Annotated in this window: 11 protein-coding genes and 1 tRNA gene; 7 read left to right on the forward strand and 5 right to left on the reverse strand. The window is 33.9% G+C overall.

Annotated elements, in window-relative coordinates:
* Positions 1–126 precede the first annotated feature (126 nt).
* The 3 genes from IPN31_11365 (at position 127) to IPN31_11375 (ending at position 5,072) form a co-directional block, all read left to right on the forward strand.
* Positions 127–2,184 (forward strand): S9 family peptidase, encoded by a 2,058-nt coding sequence (locus tag IPN31_11365; protein MBK8682482.1) that lies wholly within the window; start codon positions 127–129, stop codon positions 2,182–2,184.
* A 33-nt stretch (positions 2,185–2,217) separates the two neighbouring features.
* Complete coding sequence (locus IPN31_11370; GenBank protein MBK8682483.1) at positions 2,218–3,303, forward strand: hypothetical protein; 1,086 nt, start codon at positions 2,218–2,220, stop codon at positions 3,301–3,303.
* A 230-nt stretch (positions 3,304–3,533) separates the two neighbouring features.
* On the forward strand, positions 3,534–5,072 hold the full coding sequence (locus IPN31_11375) for a GNAT family N-acetyltransferase (protein ID MBK8682484.1): 1,539 nt from the start codon (positions 3,534–3,536) through the stop codon (positions 5,070–5,072).
* On the opposite strand, the gene IPN31_11380 is transcribed toward IPN31_11375, so the two are convergent.
* The gene (locus IPN31_11380; protein ID MBK8682485.1) at positions 5,062–6,441 is read right to left on the reverse strand and encodes a T9SS type A sorting domain-containing protein; all 1,380 of its coding nucleotides are present in this window, start codon (positions 6,439–6,441) and stop codon (positions 5,062–5,064) included. The two genes, IPN31_11375 and IPN31_11380, sit on opposite strands and share 11 nt — an antisense overlap.
* Before the next feature lie 179 nt (positions 6,442–6,620).
* Between IPN31_11380 and IPN31_11385 the strand changes: the two genes are divergently transcribed.
* Positions 6,621–7,862 (forward strand): sodium:proton antiporter, encoded by a 1,242-nt coding sequence (locus IPN31_11385; GenBank protein MBK8682486.1) that lies wholly within the window; start codon positions 6,621–6,623, stop codon positions 7,860–7,862.
* A 2-nt stretch (positions 7,863–7,864) separates the two neighbouring features.
* Here IPN31_11385 and IPN31_11390 read toward each other — a convergent pair whose 3' ends face one another.
* Complete coding sequence (locus IPN31_11390) at positions 7,865–8,227, reverse strand: hypothetical protein (protein ID MBK8682487.1); 363 nt, start codon at positions 8,225–8,227, stop codon at positions 7,865–7,867.
* A 683-nt stretch (positions 8,228–8,910) separates the two neighbouring features.
* Between IPN31_11390 and IPN31_11395 the strand changes: the two genes are divergently transcribed.
* The 3 genes from IPN31_11395 (at position 8,911) to mutS (ending at position 13,103) form a co-directional block, all read left to right on the forward strand.
* Positions 8,911–9,348 carry a transposase gene (locus IPN31_11395; GenBank protein ID MBK8682488.1) on the forward strand — a complete coding sequence of 146 codons (438 nt, stop codon included), beginning with the start codon at positions 8,911–8,913 and terminating at the stop codon, positions 9,346–9,348.
* Between the two features lie 326 nt (positions 9,349–9,674).
* Positions 9,675–10,376, forward strand: a complete 702-nt coding sequence (locus IPN31_11400; GenBank protein MBK8682489.1) for a hypothetical protein — start codon at positions 9,675–9,677, stop codon at positions 10,374–10,376.
* A 114-nt stretch (positions 10,377–10,490) separates the two neighbouring features.
* The gene (gene mutS / locus IPN31_11405) at positions 10,491–13,103 is read left to right on the forward strand and encodes a DNA mismatch repair protein MutS (protein MBK8682490.1); all 2,613 of its coding nucleotides are present in this window, start codon (positions 10,491–10,493) and stop codon (positions 13,101–13,103) included.
* On the opposite strand, the gene IPN31_11410 is transcribed toward mutS, so the two are convergent.
* The 3 genes from IPN31_11410 to IPN31_11420 form a co-directional block, all read right to left on the reverse strand.
* Positions 13,100–13,858 (reverse strand): DUF481 domain-containing protein, encoded by a 759-nt coding sequence (locus tag IPN31_11410; GenBank protein MBK8682491.1) that lies wholly within the window; start codon positions 13,856–13,858, stop codon positions 13,100–13,102. The two genes, mutS and IPN31_11410, sit on opposite strands and share 4 nt — an antisense overlap.
* A gap of 216 nt (positions 13,859–14,074) precedes the next feature.
* The gene (locus IPN31_11415; GenBank protein MBK8682492.1) at positions 14,075–17,185 is read right to left on the reverse strand and encodes a glycosyl hydrolase; all 3,111 of its coding nucleotides are present in this window, start codon (positions 17,183–17,185) and stop codon (positions 14,075–14,077) included.
* Between the two features lie 189 nt (positions 17,186–17,374).
* Positions 17,375–17,459, reverse strand: a tRNA-Ser gene (locus tag IPN31_11420).
* Positions 17,460–17,552: the final 93 nt, after the last annotated feature.

The raw sequence follows: 17,552 nt of genomic DNA on the forward strand, positions 1-17,552 counted from the left end.
AAAGGGAAATAAATAAAAATCTGTCAAACTAATTTTGAACTCTATTTTTTTAACTTTAGGAAAACTTCTCAAATGAGTATTAAAACCTTTTACCTGACACTGATTTGCAGTTGCAATTTTCTTATTATGCAATCACAAAATAACATGACTCAACCACCTGTTGCCGAACGGATACCCTACGAAATAAAAACACCAGATGGTGATACCCGCACAGATTATTATTACTGGATGCGATTTCGTGAAGATCCTAAAGTAATTGAATATTTGAATGCTGAAAATGCATATATGAATCAGATAATGCAACACACTGAAGCTGTACAACAAACACTTTTCCACGAAATGAAAAATCGAGTGAAATCAGATGAATCCTCTTATCCCTATAAAAAAGGAAATTACTATTTCTATACACGCTATGAAGCCGGTGGAGAGTATGCAATTTATTGTCGAAAAAAGGAATCCTTAAATGCGAAAGAAGAAATTATAGTAAATGGTGATTCATTGGGAAAAGGAAAAGCGTTTTTAAATTTTTGGGTAAAAAGTAATCATGATAATACGATTGCTGCCGTTCCAATGGATACTCAAGGTCGCAACTTTTTTACTATTCGGTTTAAAGATCTTTCCAATGGCGAATGGTTAAAGGATGAAATCCCTATGACAAGAAATAATGTAGTTTGGACGCTAGATAACAAAGCACTTATTTATACCATTCCTCACCCTGAAACTCTTCGCATTTATCAGGTTAAAAAACATGTACTTGGAACAGATGTGTCGAAGGATGTTTTGTTGTATGAGGAGCCTGATGAAACATTGGATTGTGCATTGTATATTTCCAGAAGTGAAAAATATATTTTCATAGATGCCAGCAGAACGGATGCAAATGAAATCAGTTTTACCTCAGCGGAAAACCCCGGTGATTTCAGGTTATTTCAACAATTAACACCGGATATGTTTTACTCTGTGGATCATGTGGATGGCGATAAATTTTTAATACATACAAATTACAAAGCAAAGAATTATCGCTTATGCGAAGCTCAAATCCGCAATACCATGAAAGAAAAATGGGTGGATATTATTTCGCATCGTTCAGATGTGTTTTTAAATGAAGTATTGTTTTTTAAAAATTTTATGGTGGCTGAAGAATCCATCAACGGACTAACACAATTCAGAATAATAAAACCGGAAGACACAATGCGTATTCAGTTTGCAGAACCGGGATACTATATTTCTTTAGGTACAAATGAAGAATTTGATGTGGATTTTGTGCGTTATAATTATGCTTCGCTGATAACACCATTTTCTGTTTACGATTATGATTTAAATACACGACAAAGTATTCTTAGAAAATCTAAAGAAGTGCCTACTTATGATAAAACAAAATATGTTTCGGAACGGATAATGGTGGAAGCACGTGATGGAAAATTAGTGCCAATGACAATTGCTTATCGCAAGGATAAGTTTAAAAAAGATGGCACTATGCCCGGATTTATTTATGGCTATGGTTCGTATGGATATAGCAATGAAGATTATTTTGATTCCAATATTATCTCTTTACTCGATCGTGGTTTTGTATATGCAAACACACATATTCGTGGCGGACAAGACATGGGCGGACAATGGTATGAGGATGGTAAAATGTTGCATAAAAAAAATACCTTTTATGATTTTATTGATTGTAGTGCATGGTTAATTGATAATAAATATGTAGCTAAAAATGGTTTGTTTGCAAACGGTGGAAGTGCAGGCGGACTATTGATGGGTGTCGTTGTAAATATGCGTCCTGATTTATACAAAGGCGTTATTGCAGATGTACCTTTTGTAGATGTGCTCAGCACAATGGAAGATGAAACAATTCCATTAACTACTTTCGAATGGTTAGAGTGGGGAAATCCTAAAATAAAAGAGCAGTATGATTATATGAAATCTTATTCGCCTTACGATAATGTAGAAGCAAAAGCATATCCTAATCTACTTGTAACAACTGGTCTGTACGATAGCCAAGTACAATATTGGGAACCTGCAAAATGGGTTGCAAAATTGCGCTATACAAAAACTGATAAAAACAATTTGTTATTAAGAACAAATATGAGCGCCGGGCATGGTGGAAAGTATGGACGTTATGAAAGCATGCATGAAATTGCTTTTATGTATGCATTTATACTTGATGTTTGGAACTCAGGTAAATAATTTAAATTCAATTGAAACTATTAATATAAAATAATGCATAAAATTTATTTATTTCTTTTTTTAATATCTACTTTCCATTATGCAAATGCAAACATGGCTAGTCCATGGCAGAGAGGTACACAAAGTGCATCCGCATACAGCAGCAATGACCTCGATATTATTCATGAACATATTTTAATAGCAGTTAATAATGATTTTTCAGAAGCAAAATATACAATTACTTATACCATACAAAGCAGTGTGCAAGGCAATCAAATTCCACTTGTATTTTATGCAATGGATTATGTGGGTGATTTTCAAATTTGGTTGGATGATACACCGGTTACCTGGCAACAAATAATAGATCAACAATCGAATGATTCTTTATTGATAGGGTATAATTATATATTTAAAAATAATGCTGAGGAAGATACACCATTAACTATTTTTTGGGGCAAGGAGAATAAAGATCAAATAGAGTCATCAGATTTAAAATACTTTGTTGCAGATTTATCGGCAGGCACTCATACTATCAGAGTTCAATACACGGCAGAGGCTTGGGTGAACAGCAGTGAGTGGGTAAAAAATTACAGCTTTAGATATGCATTATCTCCTGCAAAATATTGGAAATCTTTTGGTGGAATGGATATAGATATTCAAGTTGAAAATAGTACAATTGCATATTCAACAAATCTGGGGACATCACAAACCAATACAAATGGCAATATGAAATCATGGAAGTTTAAAACAATTCCTGAAGAAACACTTGTAATAGATTATACTCCGGAGATTTCAAGTTTCGCAATGTTGTTAATCAAGATTGAACCATTCGGATTAGCAATCATATTTTCTGTGTTGTTATTTATTCTGCATTTGACACTTATTTTCAGATATCGTAAAAAACATCCAACAAAAAGTATTGCATGGTTCATCAGTATTGGCAGTGTATTTATTCCTATCATCGCAATGATTTTTTATATGTACTCATTTGGATTAATTGATAACGCAATCGGCACAGGAGCGTCTCGTTTTCATGGATATACTTTTATGGTTTTGATGATATTACCCTTAGCAGTTCCTGCGTACTATTTATTAATTGTTGCAATAACAAAAATTACAAAACATCTTCAAAAACATTAATCAATAATTCATGTTTTAATGTTTTAGGAATGAAAACAGGTATCAGAATTAATTATTTTTTTGTAACTTTCATACAAACGGTTCAGCCTACAAACAATCAGAAACTGTGGCAACTATGAAGGCTGCAAATCTCAGCTTCGGCAATTAAAAACAGATATACAATACTAATGTGTCATTATTATTTACTGGCACACATGTTTAGGTTTGTATATAAAAAACAATAATAAAATATGAAAGACGTCGGGAAAATTGAACTTACTTATTTAGAAGATAAAGATTATGAAGATTTGCGCAAAGCAATGGAAGAAGCATATCCAAGTATGCCGAATGCAATTTGGAAAGAATCGCAGATAGAAACATTAATTAAAAAATTTCCGAAAGGTCAGGTAGCTATAAAAGTGAATAATGAATTTGCAGGTTGTGCATTAACAATTATTGTTGACTACGAGGAATTTGATCATGCACATTCCTATAGTGAAATCACAGGCAACTTCACTTTTAACACACATAAACCGGAGGGTGATATGTTGTATGGTATTGATGTTTTTATAAAACCGAAATTTCGTGGTTTGCGATTAGGAAGACGATTGTATGATTACCGAAAAGAATTGTGTGAGCGAATGAATTTAAAAGGTATTGCCTTTGGTGGAAGAATTCCCAACTATCATAAATATGCAGAGGAAATGACACCGAAAGAATATATTGAAAAGGTAAGGCGAAAAGAAATTTATGACCCTGTATTAAATTTTCAAATATCCAATGAATTTCATCCTGCTAAAATTTTAAAAAACTATTTACATGGAGATATTGCCTCTAATGAATATGCAGTATTGTTGGAATGGGATAATATCTATTATGAAAAACCTGCTAAAAAGGCAACTACAAAAAAAAGTATTGTAAGGTTGGGTTTAATTCAATGGCAGATGCGGCCGTATAAAAATCTAAATGATTTAATGCAACAGGTAGAATTTTTTGTAGATGCGGTATCGGGTTATAGAAGTGATTTTGCCTTATTCCCTGAATTTTTTAATGCGCCTCTCCTTGCGGAATACAATCATCTTTCTGAACCGGAAGCGATTCGTGAAATGGCAAATTACACACCTGTGATTACAGAAAAATTTTCGGAATTGGCAATTGCTTATAACATAAATATTATAGCAGGCAGTATGCCGGAAGTGGTAGATGGTTTATTGTATAATGTAGGTTACTTATGCAAACGTGATGGCATTACCGAACGCTATGAAAAATTACATGTAACACCAGATGAAGCAAAAGTATGGGGAACGCAAGGAGGTAGTAAATTAAAAGCATTTGATACCGATTGTGGTAAGATTGGAATTTTAATTTGTTATGATTCCGAGTTTCCTGAATTAAGTAGATTACTTGCAGATGAAGGAATGCAAATCTTGTTTGTTCCTTTCCTTACCGATACTCAAAACGGTTATTCAAGAGTACGACATTGTGCGCAGGCAAGAGCGATTGAAAACGAATGCTATGTTGCCATTGCAGGTAGTGTTGGTAATTTACCGAAGGTGCATAATATGGATATTCAATATGCGCAGTCAATGGTATTTACACCATGTGATTTTGCTTTCCCTGCAAGTGGTATAAAAGCAGAAGCTACAACTAATACGGAAATGATTTTATTAGCGGATGTGGATTTAGATTTATTACTTGAATTAAATCAGTTTGGTGGAGTGCGTAATTTGAAAGACAGAAGAAAAGATATTTATAGTCTTACAAAGGTTTCAAAAAGCACTAATGCATAAAATGCGTTGTATAAACTTCATCACCAATATTTATTTGCAACAAATAATTTCCTGATGGTAATGACACAACATTAATTGACTGCATATTTTCTGAAAATTGCATAACTAATTGACCATAAAAATCAAATACTTTAATTGATTTTATTTTTTCAGTAAATGGTGTTTTTATAAAAAGCATTTCCGGTGCAGGATTTGGATACACTTGTATAGTAATCGGAAAATATTGTTCTGTAAAAGTAGCATCTCCCCACAACCATAAATACGCATCTCCAAATTCTCTTGCCCAATACCATTCGCTATGCATACCATCGGGATGAATTGTAGTTATAAATTCATCAGCAGAATAGCCTGCATCAAGAAGTGTAGCATCCATTTCTGCAACGCCATCAGTCATTGAAGTTCCTTCCAGTGTTCCGGCTATACTATAAATTTTCATAGGTGCATCATGCGGTGTTTCTTCCACTTGAATATAACAACTATCCGATATCCAATATGAAGGAGAAAATGCACCAATTCTGCTAAACGTTTCTCTGTGTTCCACACCACCATACATACTTATTAATGCCCCCATACTACTTCCCATTATTCCGGTAAATTCTCTTTCCGGTTTTGTACGATAATTTGCATCCACAAAAGGCTTTAAAGTTTCCACAATAAAATCAATGTAGTATTCTCCTATTCCATCCACATCATAATCCGGAATTTCCCAGGGAGAATATTCATTTAATCTTTCGCCTCCACCATTATCAATTGCAACGACAATACAACCTTCATCACCGGCATCAAATAATGCATTTAATGTTTCATCCACTTCCCATTCACCTGCAAAACTTGTGGTTACATCAAATACATTTTGTCCGTCTTGCATGTATAACACTTTAAAATCATCTGCACTTGTATCATAATCCGGAGGTAAATAAATCCATATTTTGCGAGAGCGATCCAACTGTGGCATATAAAAAGAATCATCCAGAATATACACATTTTCTGCTGCGGTGCTAAATCCCGGACTTACATCTTCCCAAGTAATAATATCAATATCTAAAATTACCGGACCACCGGTATAATCATAAGTGCGATCAGGCAAATAACCACCAAATTCATTTCCTTCAACTGTCTCCCAAGAGCCTCTTGTAAACTTAAATTGAAGTTCACCAATTGCTGGATTTACGGTGATAGAAAAAGTGCCATCCAAATTATCCGTTAATTTATAATCTTCACTGCCAGGATCCCAACCAGTAAAATTTCCGGCAATATAAATTTCTAAATCAGGTGGACTTTCAACCGGATAACTAACTACATTAAAGGTAATTTGACCATTGGCAATAATTGCAATGAGTATTGCAGAATTGAGCAAAAAAATTTTCATTTTGTAAAGTTACTTATAAATTAAAAGCTATTAAACTGAAAACATTTTTGTGAATAAAGGGTTTGTGTGAATAAAAGAAAATAGTACATAATTTTTTCAGTTATACTTGCAATTGCAATCCTTGCATTGAGTTTTAATAATTGAAAAATCTTTTTAAATAATATGTTTTTAAACAGCCTATGTCCAGTAGTATCCTGATTACGTTATGCTGCCTGCTTTTGTTGGCTTATGTATTTGATCTCACTGCATCAAAAACTCGTATCCCTGCAGTTATACTATTATTATTATTAGGTTGGGTAGTGCGTCAGTTCACTGACTTCATCGGAGTAATGTTACCAGATATGCAGGATGTATTATCCATATTAGGAACTGTGGGACTTATTCTAATAGTTCTGGAGGGCGCATTGGACCTGGAATTAGGTGCTGATAAAAAGGTGCTAATACGCAAGTCAATTTTAATGGCATTATTTCCACTATTTATTTTATCCTTTGCACTTGCTTTTGTATTGCAATATTTCACAGGAGCTTCATTGCAAATGTGTCTTGCCAATGCAATTCCATTAAGCGTAATCAGCAGCTCAATTGCCATACCGACAGCAAGGAATTTACCGAAATCAGAAAAAGAATTTGTGATTTATGAAAGCAGCATGTCGGATATTTTAGGGGTATTATTTTTTAATTTCATTGTATTAAATGACATTATAGATTTACATTCCTTTGGCGAGTTTGGATTACAGTTGCTTATTATCATTTTCATATCCATTTTAGCAACAATAACTCTTGCTATACTATTAAAAAGAATTCAACACCAAATAAAATTTGCACCCATAATCTTATTGCTCATTTTAATTTATGTAATTGCGAAGGAAATGCATTTACCTGCATTATTATTAATCTTATTCTTTGGTTTATTTATCGGTAATCTTGACGAGTTAAAACGCTTCAGTTGGATACAACGATTAAATTCGGATTCACTAAGTAAGGAAGTAGTAAAGTTTAAAGAATTAACTACAGAAGCAACATTTTTAGTGAGAGCTGTATTCTTTTTATTGTTCGGTTATTTGATGGATACAAAAGAGATAATAAATACTGAAACACTTAAATGGTCAGGTGGAATAGTAATCGCAATTTTTCTTATTCGGGCAATTCAATTACGTATATTTAAACTACCATTGAAACCTTTGGTATTTATCGCTCCAAGAGGATTAATCACTATACTATTATTTCTAACAATTCTTCCTGAACACAATATACCAATGGTAAACACATCACTGATAATTCAAGTAATAATCCTTACTGCATTAATACTTATGGTTGGGATGATGATATCCACGAAATCACCATCACTGTTGCATTCTAAAACAGAAGAATCAGAAAAAGAAGAATCTCCAATTGATGAAGAGTTAAGTGAAGCCTCTTAAGTTTATTTTGTTTTGCTAACAACAATTCTATAATATTTTTCAACTCGAAGATCCTCTGCATACGTATCCTCATTATAAGTAAAAATAGAATCTGTAGTTATCTCTGCCACATTATCAAATTCCAAATTTTGTATTTGTTTGCCTGTACCTAAATCAGTAGAGACATAAGTACCCGCTCCTTTACAATCTAATATTGTCAAAGTATTTGAATAACCCGGTTCATCGAAATTTAGTATGGTAGGCAAGGTACATGGCGCTTCTATTGTGCGACTCAAGTCTGCATAAAAGATAGGGTAGCTGCAAGTGCATTCCACATTTGAAATTGCAAATTGTTGTATAAAAAAGAGAATGAAAGTAATTGCCATAATGAAAATTGTTTTTATAAAAATAGTGCTATTAAATTTTAAGGGCAAATTAGGAATAAATGAACATTTCAAAATCCCCCGTTTCCCTTCTTCCGTTTACTGAAGTAAACGGAAATGGATGAGCGGGAAAATATCCAGCACATAAAATCCATTTCAGTAAGTTTTAACTGACTGTCATTGCAATTCAATTAATATTCGTTTTGATGTTTCCCCTTTTTCCGTTTACTGAAGTACACGGAAATGGATTACAGATTTTGCCCATCACATAAAATCCATTTCAGTCAGTTTTAACTGACTGTCATTGCAATTCAATTAATATTCGTTTTGATGTTTCCCCTTTTTCCGTTTACTGAAGTAAACGGAAATGGATTCCAGATTTTGCCCATCACATAAAATCCATTTCAGTCAGTTTTAACTGACTGTCATTGCAATTCAATTAATATTCGTTTTGATGTTTCCCCTTTTTCCGTTTACTGAAGTAAACGGAAATGGATTCCAGATTTTGCCCATCACATAAAATCCATTTCAGTCAGTTTTAACTGACAGTCCTACAAAAATTAAAAAGAGATAATTATATTTGAATACTAAATTTTTTTAATCCCTCAAACTACTATTAGAATCTGTTTTAGCTGACTGAAAGAAATTGATTCAATCACCGGCTTAAGCCATTAAATAATCAAATTATGAGTTGGGTAAGAATCTGGGTGCATCTTGTTTTCACCACTAAAAAAAGAGAGCAATTTCTACATACTAAAGAATTGCGAAAAAAAGTATTTCAGCATATCAAGTCAAACGCCAACAAACAAAATATTTGGCTGGACTGTGTAAATGGTTACAGTGAACATGCTCACTGTCTTATATCATTAAACAAGAACAAATCCATTAGTGATATAACACAACTCATAAAAGGCGAATCTTCACACTGGATTAATGGAATAAATTTGATTGAAGAAAACTTTATGTGGCAAGATGATTATTGGGCGGTAAGTGTAAGTGAAAGTCATTTACAACGCACAAGAGAATATATTTATAAACAAGAAGAACATCATAGCAAAACTGCATTTAAAACGGAACTGGATGCATTTGTAAAAAAGTATGGTTGGCAACATATTACTCCATAATATTTTTTTTAATGTTTTTTGTTTTTCCGTTTCCGTTTATCCTTTATCCGTTTAACCCTTCTTCCGTTTACTGAAGTAAACGGAAATGGATGAGCGGGAAAATATCCAGCACATAAAATCCATTTCAGTTAGTTTTAACTGACTGTCATTGCAATTCAATTAATATTCGTTTTGATGTTTCCCCTTTTTCCGTTTACTGAAGTAAACGGATATGGATTCCAGATTTTGCCCATCACATAAAATCCATTTCAGTCAGTTTTAACTGACTGTCCCTGCCAAATCTAAAATTCATATATTTATAAATCAAAAATTAAATATTGCAAAGCATGATAGCCATATCCATTCTGATAACATTGCAAACCTTGTTAAGTAATTCAGATTATTCTAAAGCTTGCACACATGATGAAATGAATACTAATAACACATTTCATTTTTTGATGAATGACGAACCGGAAAATAGCACCACTTACGGCTTAGGCATGGTTTCATTCGATTATACAACTCATCCCACTATTTATTTTTATACTTACAATATTAAATCAGAATCTTACCTTGATTTACAACCTTATGATAGTATTGTTTTTAATAATATACCATATAATGAATCTGAAATCATATCCGCCCCTCCCTACCTTATGCCGGCACATATGAAAATGGATTATGGTTTATTGCTTTTTAAAATAATCTCCATCACAAAAAATTTTATTGAAATAGAAGTGAATGCTTCACTTGAACAAACTGCCTGGGTTTCAAGAGAGGTTTGTAACATTATGTTATGGCCAGAATTTATGTTGAATGTGTATTCGGTTGAGATAATGGATACAATTCAAAATCCTTTGCGTGTTGTTCCTTTTTCGCATGGTAGCCAATTGATGTATCACGCATATTCTATACTTCAACCGGTGCAAATTAAAGGCGATTGGATGCAGGTAATTTTATATGATGGTAATTTAAATAAATTGGATGAAGGCTGGATACGTTGGCGAGAGAATAATAAATTGCTGGTAAATTATTCTTTATTGTGCTGAATAATGCGAGTGTATTAATTTTAAAAAGCAAACTATCAAATCACTTTTCACTTTTTCGCTTTACTGAAAATTGCATTCAGTGCATTGAGTGAATCAAGATTATCTTTGTGAATAATGAAAGCAGGAAAAGAAACCCCGTTGATGGGGCAATACAATAAAGTAAAAGCAAAATATCCCGATGCAATCCTGCTGTTCAGAGTCGGTGATTTTTACGAAACTTTTTCTCAGGATGCCGTAACCACTTCCAAAGTCTTGGGGATTGTACTTACTCGTCGGGCCAATGGTTCTGCCAGTCATGTAGAACTTGCCGGATTTCCTTATCATGCATTGGATGCGTATTTACCAAAATTGGTAAAGGCAGGATATCGAGTTGCTATCTGTGAACAATTAGAAGATCCTAAGCTGACAAAAACAATTGTGAAGCGAGGTGTTACAGAATTAATTACTCCGGGAGTTGCTACCAGTGAAAAAATGCTGGATACAAAAAGCAATAATTATCTGGCTTCTTTTCATATTGAAAATGTAAAAGATAAAAGATTGATTGGTATGAGTTTTCTGGATATCAGCACCGGGGAATTTTTTGTAGCACAAGGCAATCCGGATTACTGTGAAAAATTATTACACAGTTTACAACCTGCAGAAATTATTTTATCAAAATCCAATCAAAAAATATTTAAAGAGTTATTTGGAAATAAATTTTATCTATACACTTTAGATGATTGGATTTTTACAACAGATTTTGCAAAAGAAAAACTATTACACCATTTTAATACTTCTACACTCAAAGGATTTGGTATTGAAGAATTACATCTTGCAATTATTGGTGCCGGTTCCACATTGCATTATTTGGGTGAAACAGAACATAATAATTTAGGACATATTACTTCTATCTCCAGACTTGCAGAAGAACAATATGTTTGGCTCGACAGATTTACAATTCGCAATTTGGAGTTATTGCATTCACCAATGGAAGATGGTATTCCGCTGTATTCTGTGTTGGATAAAACCATTACCCCAATGGGAACCCGTTTGTTGAAACGATGGATAATAATGCCGTTAAAAGATAAACAGAGTATTGAAGCCCGACATGATACTGTGGAGAGTTTTATTAAAGATGCGGAGCTGTCAAAACAAGTAAGTAACTCTTTAAAAATAGTGGGTGATTTAGAAAGATTAATCAGTAAGGTATCCTTACAAAAAATCACACCACGGGAAGTAATTCAACTCAATAGAGCTATACATGCATTAGAACCATTGCGCAAAACATTATTGCAAAACGAAAATATTCATTTGCGAAAATCGGGTGACAGAATAAATACCTGTGATATTATCCGAAAACAAATTGATGATGAAATAATTGAAGATGCACCCAATCAAATTAATAAAGGCAACATCATTCGCAAAGGTGTAAATGCTGAATTAGATGAGTTGCGTGCAATCGGCAGCAGTGGTAAAGATTATTTGGTACAATTACAACAAAAAGAAATTGAACGCACCGGAATCACCAATTTAAAAATCGGTTTTAATAATGTGTTTGGTTATTATCTGGAAGTAACAAATAGATTTAAAGATGCAGCACCTGAAGATTGGATTCGCAAACAAACCTTGACAAATGCAGAACGCTATATTACCCCTGAATTAAAAGTGTATGAAGAAAAAATTTTAGGCGCAGAAGAGAAAATAATTGCGCTGGAACAAACGATTTTTGAAACATTAGTGCATACATTAAATGAATATGTAAAACCTATTCAATTGAATGCGCAAATAATTGCTCAATTAGATTGCTTGTTAAGTTTTGCAACTATTGCAATGCAATCTTCATATCGCCGACCTGAATTAAATACAGGCAATGCATTGCGTATTAAAGAAGGGCGACATCCGGTAATTGAAAAGCATTTGCCTATCGGTGAAAAATATGTTCCCAACGATATTTATCTGAATAATGATGATCAGCAAATAATGATAATTACCGGTCCGAATATGGCCGGAAAAAGTGCGTTGCTACGGCAAACCGCATTAATAGTAATGATGGCGCAGATGGGAAGTTTTGTACCGGCAACAGAAGCGCAAATTGGTATCGTTGATAAAATATTTACCCGTGTGGGTGCGAGTGATAACATCTCTTCCGGTGAATCTACATTTATGGTGGAGATGACTGAAACAGCGAGTATCATGAATAATATTTCTGCCAACAGTTTAATTCTGTTAGATGAAATAGGACGTGGCACAAGTACGTTTGATGGAATTAGTATTGCATGGAGTCTATGCGAATATTTGCACAATAATATTACCGCACATCCCAAAACATTATTTGCTACACACTATCATGAATTAAGTGAATTGGAAAACAGATATGAAAGAATTCACAACTTCCATGTTGCTACAAAAGAAGCGGGCAATAAAGTAATTTTTCTACGCACCTTACAACCCGGAAGTATAAAACACAGCTTTGGAATTCATGTGGCAAGGATGGCGGGTATGCCGAAAGAAATTGTGGATGGAGCTAATGAAGTGCTGAAAGAATTAGAACAAAAAAACTTAGGTAGTGAATTGCAAAATAAATTGCGCAAAGTGCAAAAGCAAACGTATCAATTAAGCATATTCGGCATGGACAATCCCGAGTTATTAAAGGTGAAAGAAATTCTGGATAATCTCGACATTAATGCGCTCTCTCCTATTGAAGCACTCATGAAATTAAAAGAGTTGAAGGAAATAATGCAAGTCTAAAATTCTAATCCAAATCCTGATTTAAGAATATATGCAGTTGTTGTAATTCCAATCGGTGGCCGGGTATCATACAACAATGTATAATCGAAAATAAAATAAATTTTATCGGTGATATCTGTTCTGATATTTAAATTTTCTGAAACCCTGTAATCATTCCAAACATCTAATCTGGGTTGGTAATAAGTAGTGCTTGCAATAAATACATTGTCATTAGGAGTATAAGTAAAAGAAATATAACTACTCATTCTATTATACTGCGTTCCCTTCATCACTTCTGTTGTCTCTTCCCACTCCGACATATAAGCCGCTGCCACATATAAACGAAACTCATCACCGCCAAATACTTTTAATCGGGGACCAGCTCCGGCAAGATATCTCCAATTAATTCCCAGAGGTTCGCTAAACTGACCTTGAATAAATGCTTCCAGAACAAAACGATCCGTGATTTTATAATTAAACCGAAAATGTTGAAAGCCACCATTCACAAATCGTTGATCATTATTTGCACGCACAGTTGCTAAATCAGTAAGCATTAACCATAATGTTTTTTTGGTTTTATATTGCAATTCTATATTAGTATTTAATGCTAATACAAAATCATTATTCTTATTGATAAACAAAGTAGCTTCCGCACTTCCCGCCCAACCAACGGTATCTGTTTTTTTGCGATAACTTTCAATATTCACTACCTGCGAAACAGAGATTAAACTTGAACTGATAATTATTAAGAAGAGAAGAATTTTTTGAAGAAGCATAGCGCATAGTTTTTTGCAAAACTATGCGCTATTGTCGTTGTGGAATCCACAAATTAACATTTAAAAAAAAAGGCAGCTACAAACGCAGAGAAAAACTCTGCGCTGTTGCTACCCCCGCCACGGTTAAGAAGAACTTTAATTTTCAAAAGGGAAAACTAAATTAGATACCTCATAAAGAATTTCCAAACAATACTTCACTTTTTTTATAATCTATTTTTACTTTTCCTGTATTACGGGTAGCTTAAGTGCATGTATCTTTTCATTGAGCAAAGGGATATCAGTAGTTTGCACCTCTTTTAAGGCATTAAGCTCTGCATCAATTAAAGAGGATAAAGTATCAAATACATTTAACACCTGATTGGTAGGTCTATAATTTCCCTGTGCTGCTGCATAATATAATCCGGCAAGTTTATCATTCAATTTAATACCATAATTCAACATATCCTGCGCACTTTTATTACGTGTTTCATTTAATGTTTCTTCAATTCGTGTAAGTCTATTTATAATTGTATCCGCAAGTGGCTTAATACTATCTGCATCCTCTTTATCTATTTGTTTCATAAAATTATTAATTTGTGTACGAGATGCCCGCAGTGATATAATTGCATTTTGTACCTCATTAAATTTTTCAATAACACGCTGTTGAAATTCAAATTGCAAAACATAATCTTCAGCAGTTGCTGTTGAATTCGGATCTTTTACAATTGTGAATGCATTATTAATTGTATCCTTCCCAAAAACAATTTGTGCAGTATAATTTCCAGGTGCTGCTTTCGGTCCACTTGGTGAATCATTCCATAAGAACATACCTTCAATTTTTATTGCGTCCGGATATTGCATATTCCATGCAAATTGATTTATGCCTTTATGCGCAATTAATTTTTTATCCTTTTCAGAAGCATTGCTGCTATACGTTTGAATAACCGAATCCAACTTGTCTTTTATTGTGATTGAAACTTGATTTGAAGTATCTGGTTCAATATTGATATAGTAATTTATAGCAACTCCCGATGCAGGATTTTTACCGGCGTTTTGCGGCTTTTCAATTTGATATCCTTCTTGCAAATAAGTATCTCTTATTGGATAAACTAATAGGTTATTTGTTGCAATATTTTTATCCATTTTTTGCATTATCGAAAGATCATCCAATATCCAAAACCCTCTTCCTTGTGTGGCTATTATAAGATCATTATTCTTTATGGTGATATCTGTAATGGGAACAAGAGGTAAATTATTTTGAAACTTATTCCATTGCACTCCATCATTATAAGAAATATATAAACCATGTTCAGTGCCGCAATATAAAAGTCCACTGCGATTGATATCTGCACGAATTACTCTTGTAAAATCTGTTGCATCAATTCCTTTCACAATTTTTTTCCAACTCTTGCCATAATCTTCAGTAACATATAAGTATGGTGCATCATCACCCACTTTATATTTTGTAGCTGCAAAATACATTTTACCTTTTGTAATGGGATCCACTTCAATACAATTAATCATAGTCCATTCCGGTAAATCAGGTGGTGTAATATTTTCCCAATCCACTCCACCATTTTTTGTTAAGTGTAATAAACCATCATCCGATCCTGTATAAATTACATCCTTCTCTAATGGAGATTCTGCCGCAGCGAAAATGGTGCAATACACTTCCACTCCTGTATTATCTTTTGTAATCATTCCACCGGAAGGAATTTGTTTGCTTTTATCATTAGTGGTTAAATCAGGTGATATGATATTCCATGTGGTTCCTTTATCAATTGTATAAAACAACACATTTCCTGCAGCATATAATTTCGAAGAATCATGCGGTGAAAAGAATAATGGAAAATTCCATTGGAATCTGTATTTCTGAATATCTGCTCCTTGACCAATTGGTTCATCGGGCCACACAGTAATATTTCTTCTGTCGCCTGTTTCATGATTCACACATCCGATAAAGCCACTGTAATTTCCACCATATACGATATCCGGATTTTTAGGATCGGATACTATAGTTCCACTTTCAAAACCCGCTGTTGGTTCCCAATCATTGCGATCAATTTGGCCATCCAAACTGCGATGAAAAATTCGCACACTTGTATTATCTTGTTGTGCACCGAGTATGCGATATGGAATATGATTATCGGTGCTCACTCTGTATATCTGCGCTGTAGGTTGATTGTAATAAGTGCTCCAGTTTTTTCCTCCATCATACGTCACTTGCGCACCTCCATCATCTCCTATTATCATCCTTTCGGGATCATTTGGATCAATCCATAAATCATGATGATCAACATGTGGAGTTCTGATTGAAGTAAATGTTTTTCCTCCATCAATAGATTTCCAGAATTCAACATTCAATACATACATCGTATTTTCTGATTTCGGATCTGCAAATATTTTACTGTAATACCATGCTCTTTGTCTCAGATTATTATCACTATTTGTTTTGTTCCATGTGTTACCTGCATCATTACTTACATATACTCCACCTTCTTTTTTCGCTTCAATAATTGCAATGTATTTATCGGGATTTGCAGGACTAATATTTATACCAATAATCCCCAGAGTTTCTTTTGGCAGGCCTGTGTTTTGAGTTATATCTTTCCATGTGTTTCCGGCATCTGTAGATTTCCAAATACCACTTCCAACACCACCACTTTCTAAACTATAAGGAGTTCGTTTTACATTCCAAAAAGTGGCGAGTAAAATATCGGGATTGGTAGGGTCTATAATTAATTCGCAAGCACCAACTGAATCATTGAGATATAAAATTTTCTCCCATGATTTCCCACCATTTTCTGTTTTATAAATTCCACGATCAACGGAATGAGAAAATATATTTCCCTGAGCTGCGCAGTAAACTGTATTCGGATCTTTCGGGTGTACCACTGTGCGGAAAATATGCTTTGTATTTTCAAGTCCAACATGTTGCCAAGTACGACCTGCATTTTCTGTCCGCCACATGCCATCTCCAGAAGAAACATTTCCTCTTATAGAATTTTCACCACCACCAACATATATAATTGTAGGATCACTTTTACTAATTGCTATTGAACCAATAGAGCCACCGAAATAGCCGTCTGAAATATTTTTCCAATTGCTACCGCCATCTGCAGATTTCCAAACACCACCACCGGTGGCGCCGAAATAAAACAATTGTTTATTTTCTAAGTCACCAACAACAGCGGCACTTCTTCCTCCACGCCAGGGACCAATTTCCCGAAATTGTAATTGAGCTAAAATTGATGTATCATATTCTAAAACCGATGCACTTGTATTTTTTTTCTGAGCAAAAGTTTGTAAACAAGAAAGCATAAAAACAAAAAGTATATATCTGCGCATATTGAATAATTATTATTTAAAGATGCAAAAATCCTGATATAACTTTTATTGACTATTAAAAATAAGTAGCCATGATTGCAAGAATCATTTTATTAAAAAACCATTGTTAACTTGTTTTTTAATCTTCTGAAGCAGGTAAAAAAAAATCACCTTCTGTAATTTCAAGAAGATGATTATTTTTTAATAAGGCGGAGAGAGAGGGATTCGAACCCCCGGACCCTTGCAGGTCAACGGTTTTCAAGACCGCCGCATTCGACCGCTCTGCCATCTCTCCGGGGTAAAGATAAAACAGCAGAAACACTAATTCAAATGTGTAATTGAAAATACTTTTTATAAGTAGTTAGATGTACTAATACTAAAGAAGTGA

This window comes from Bacteroidota bacterium, from assembly GCA_016715425.1.
Classification (GTDB): domain Bacteria; phylum Bacteroidota; class Bacteroidia; order Chitinophagales; family BACL12; genus JADKAC01.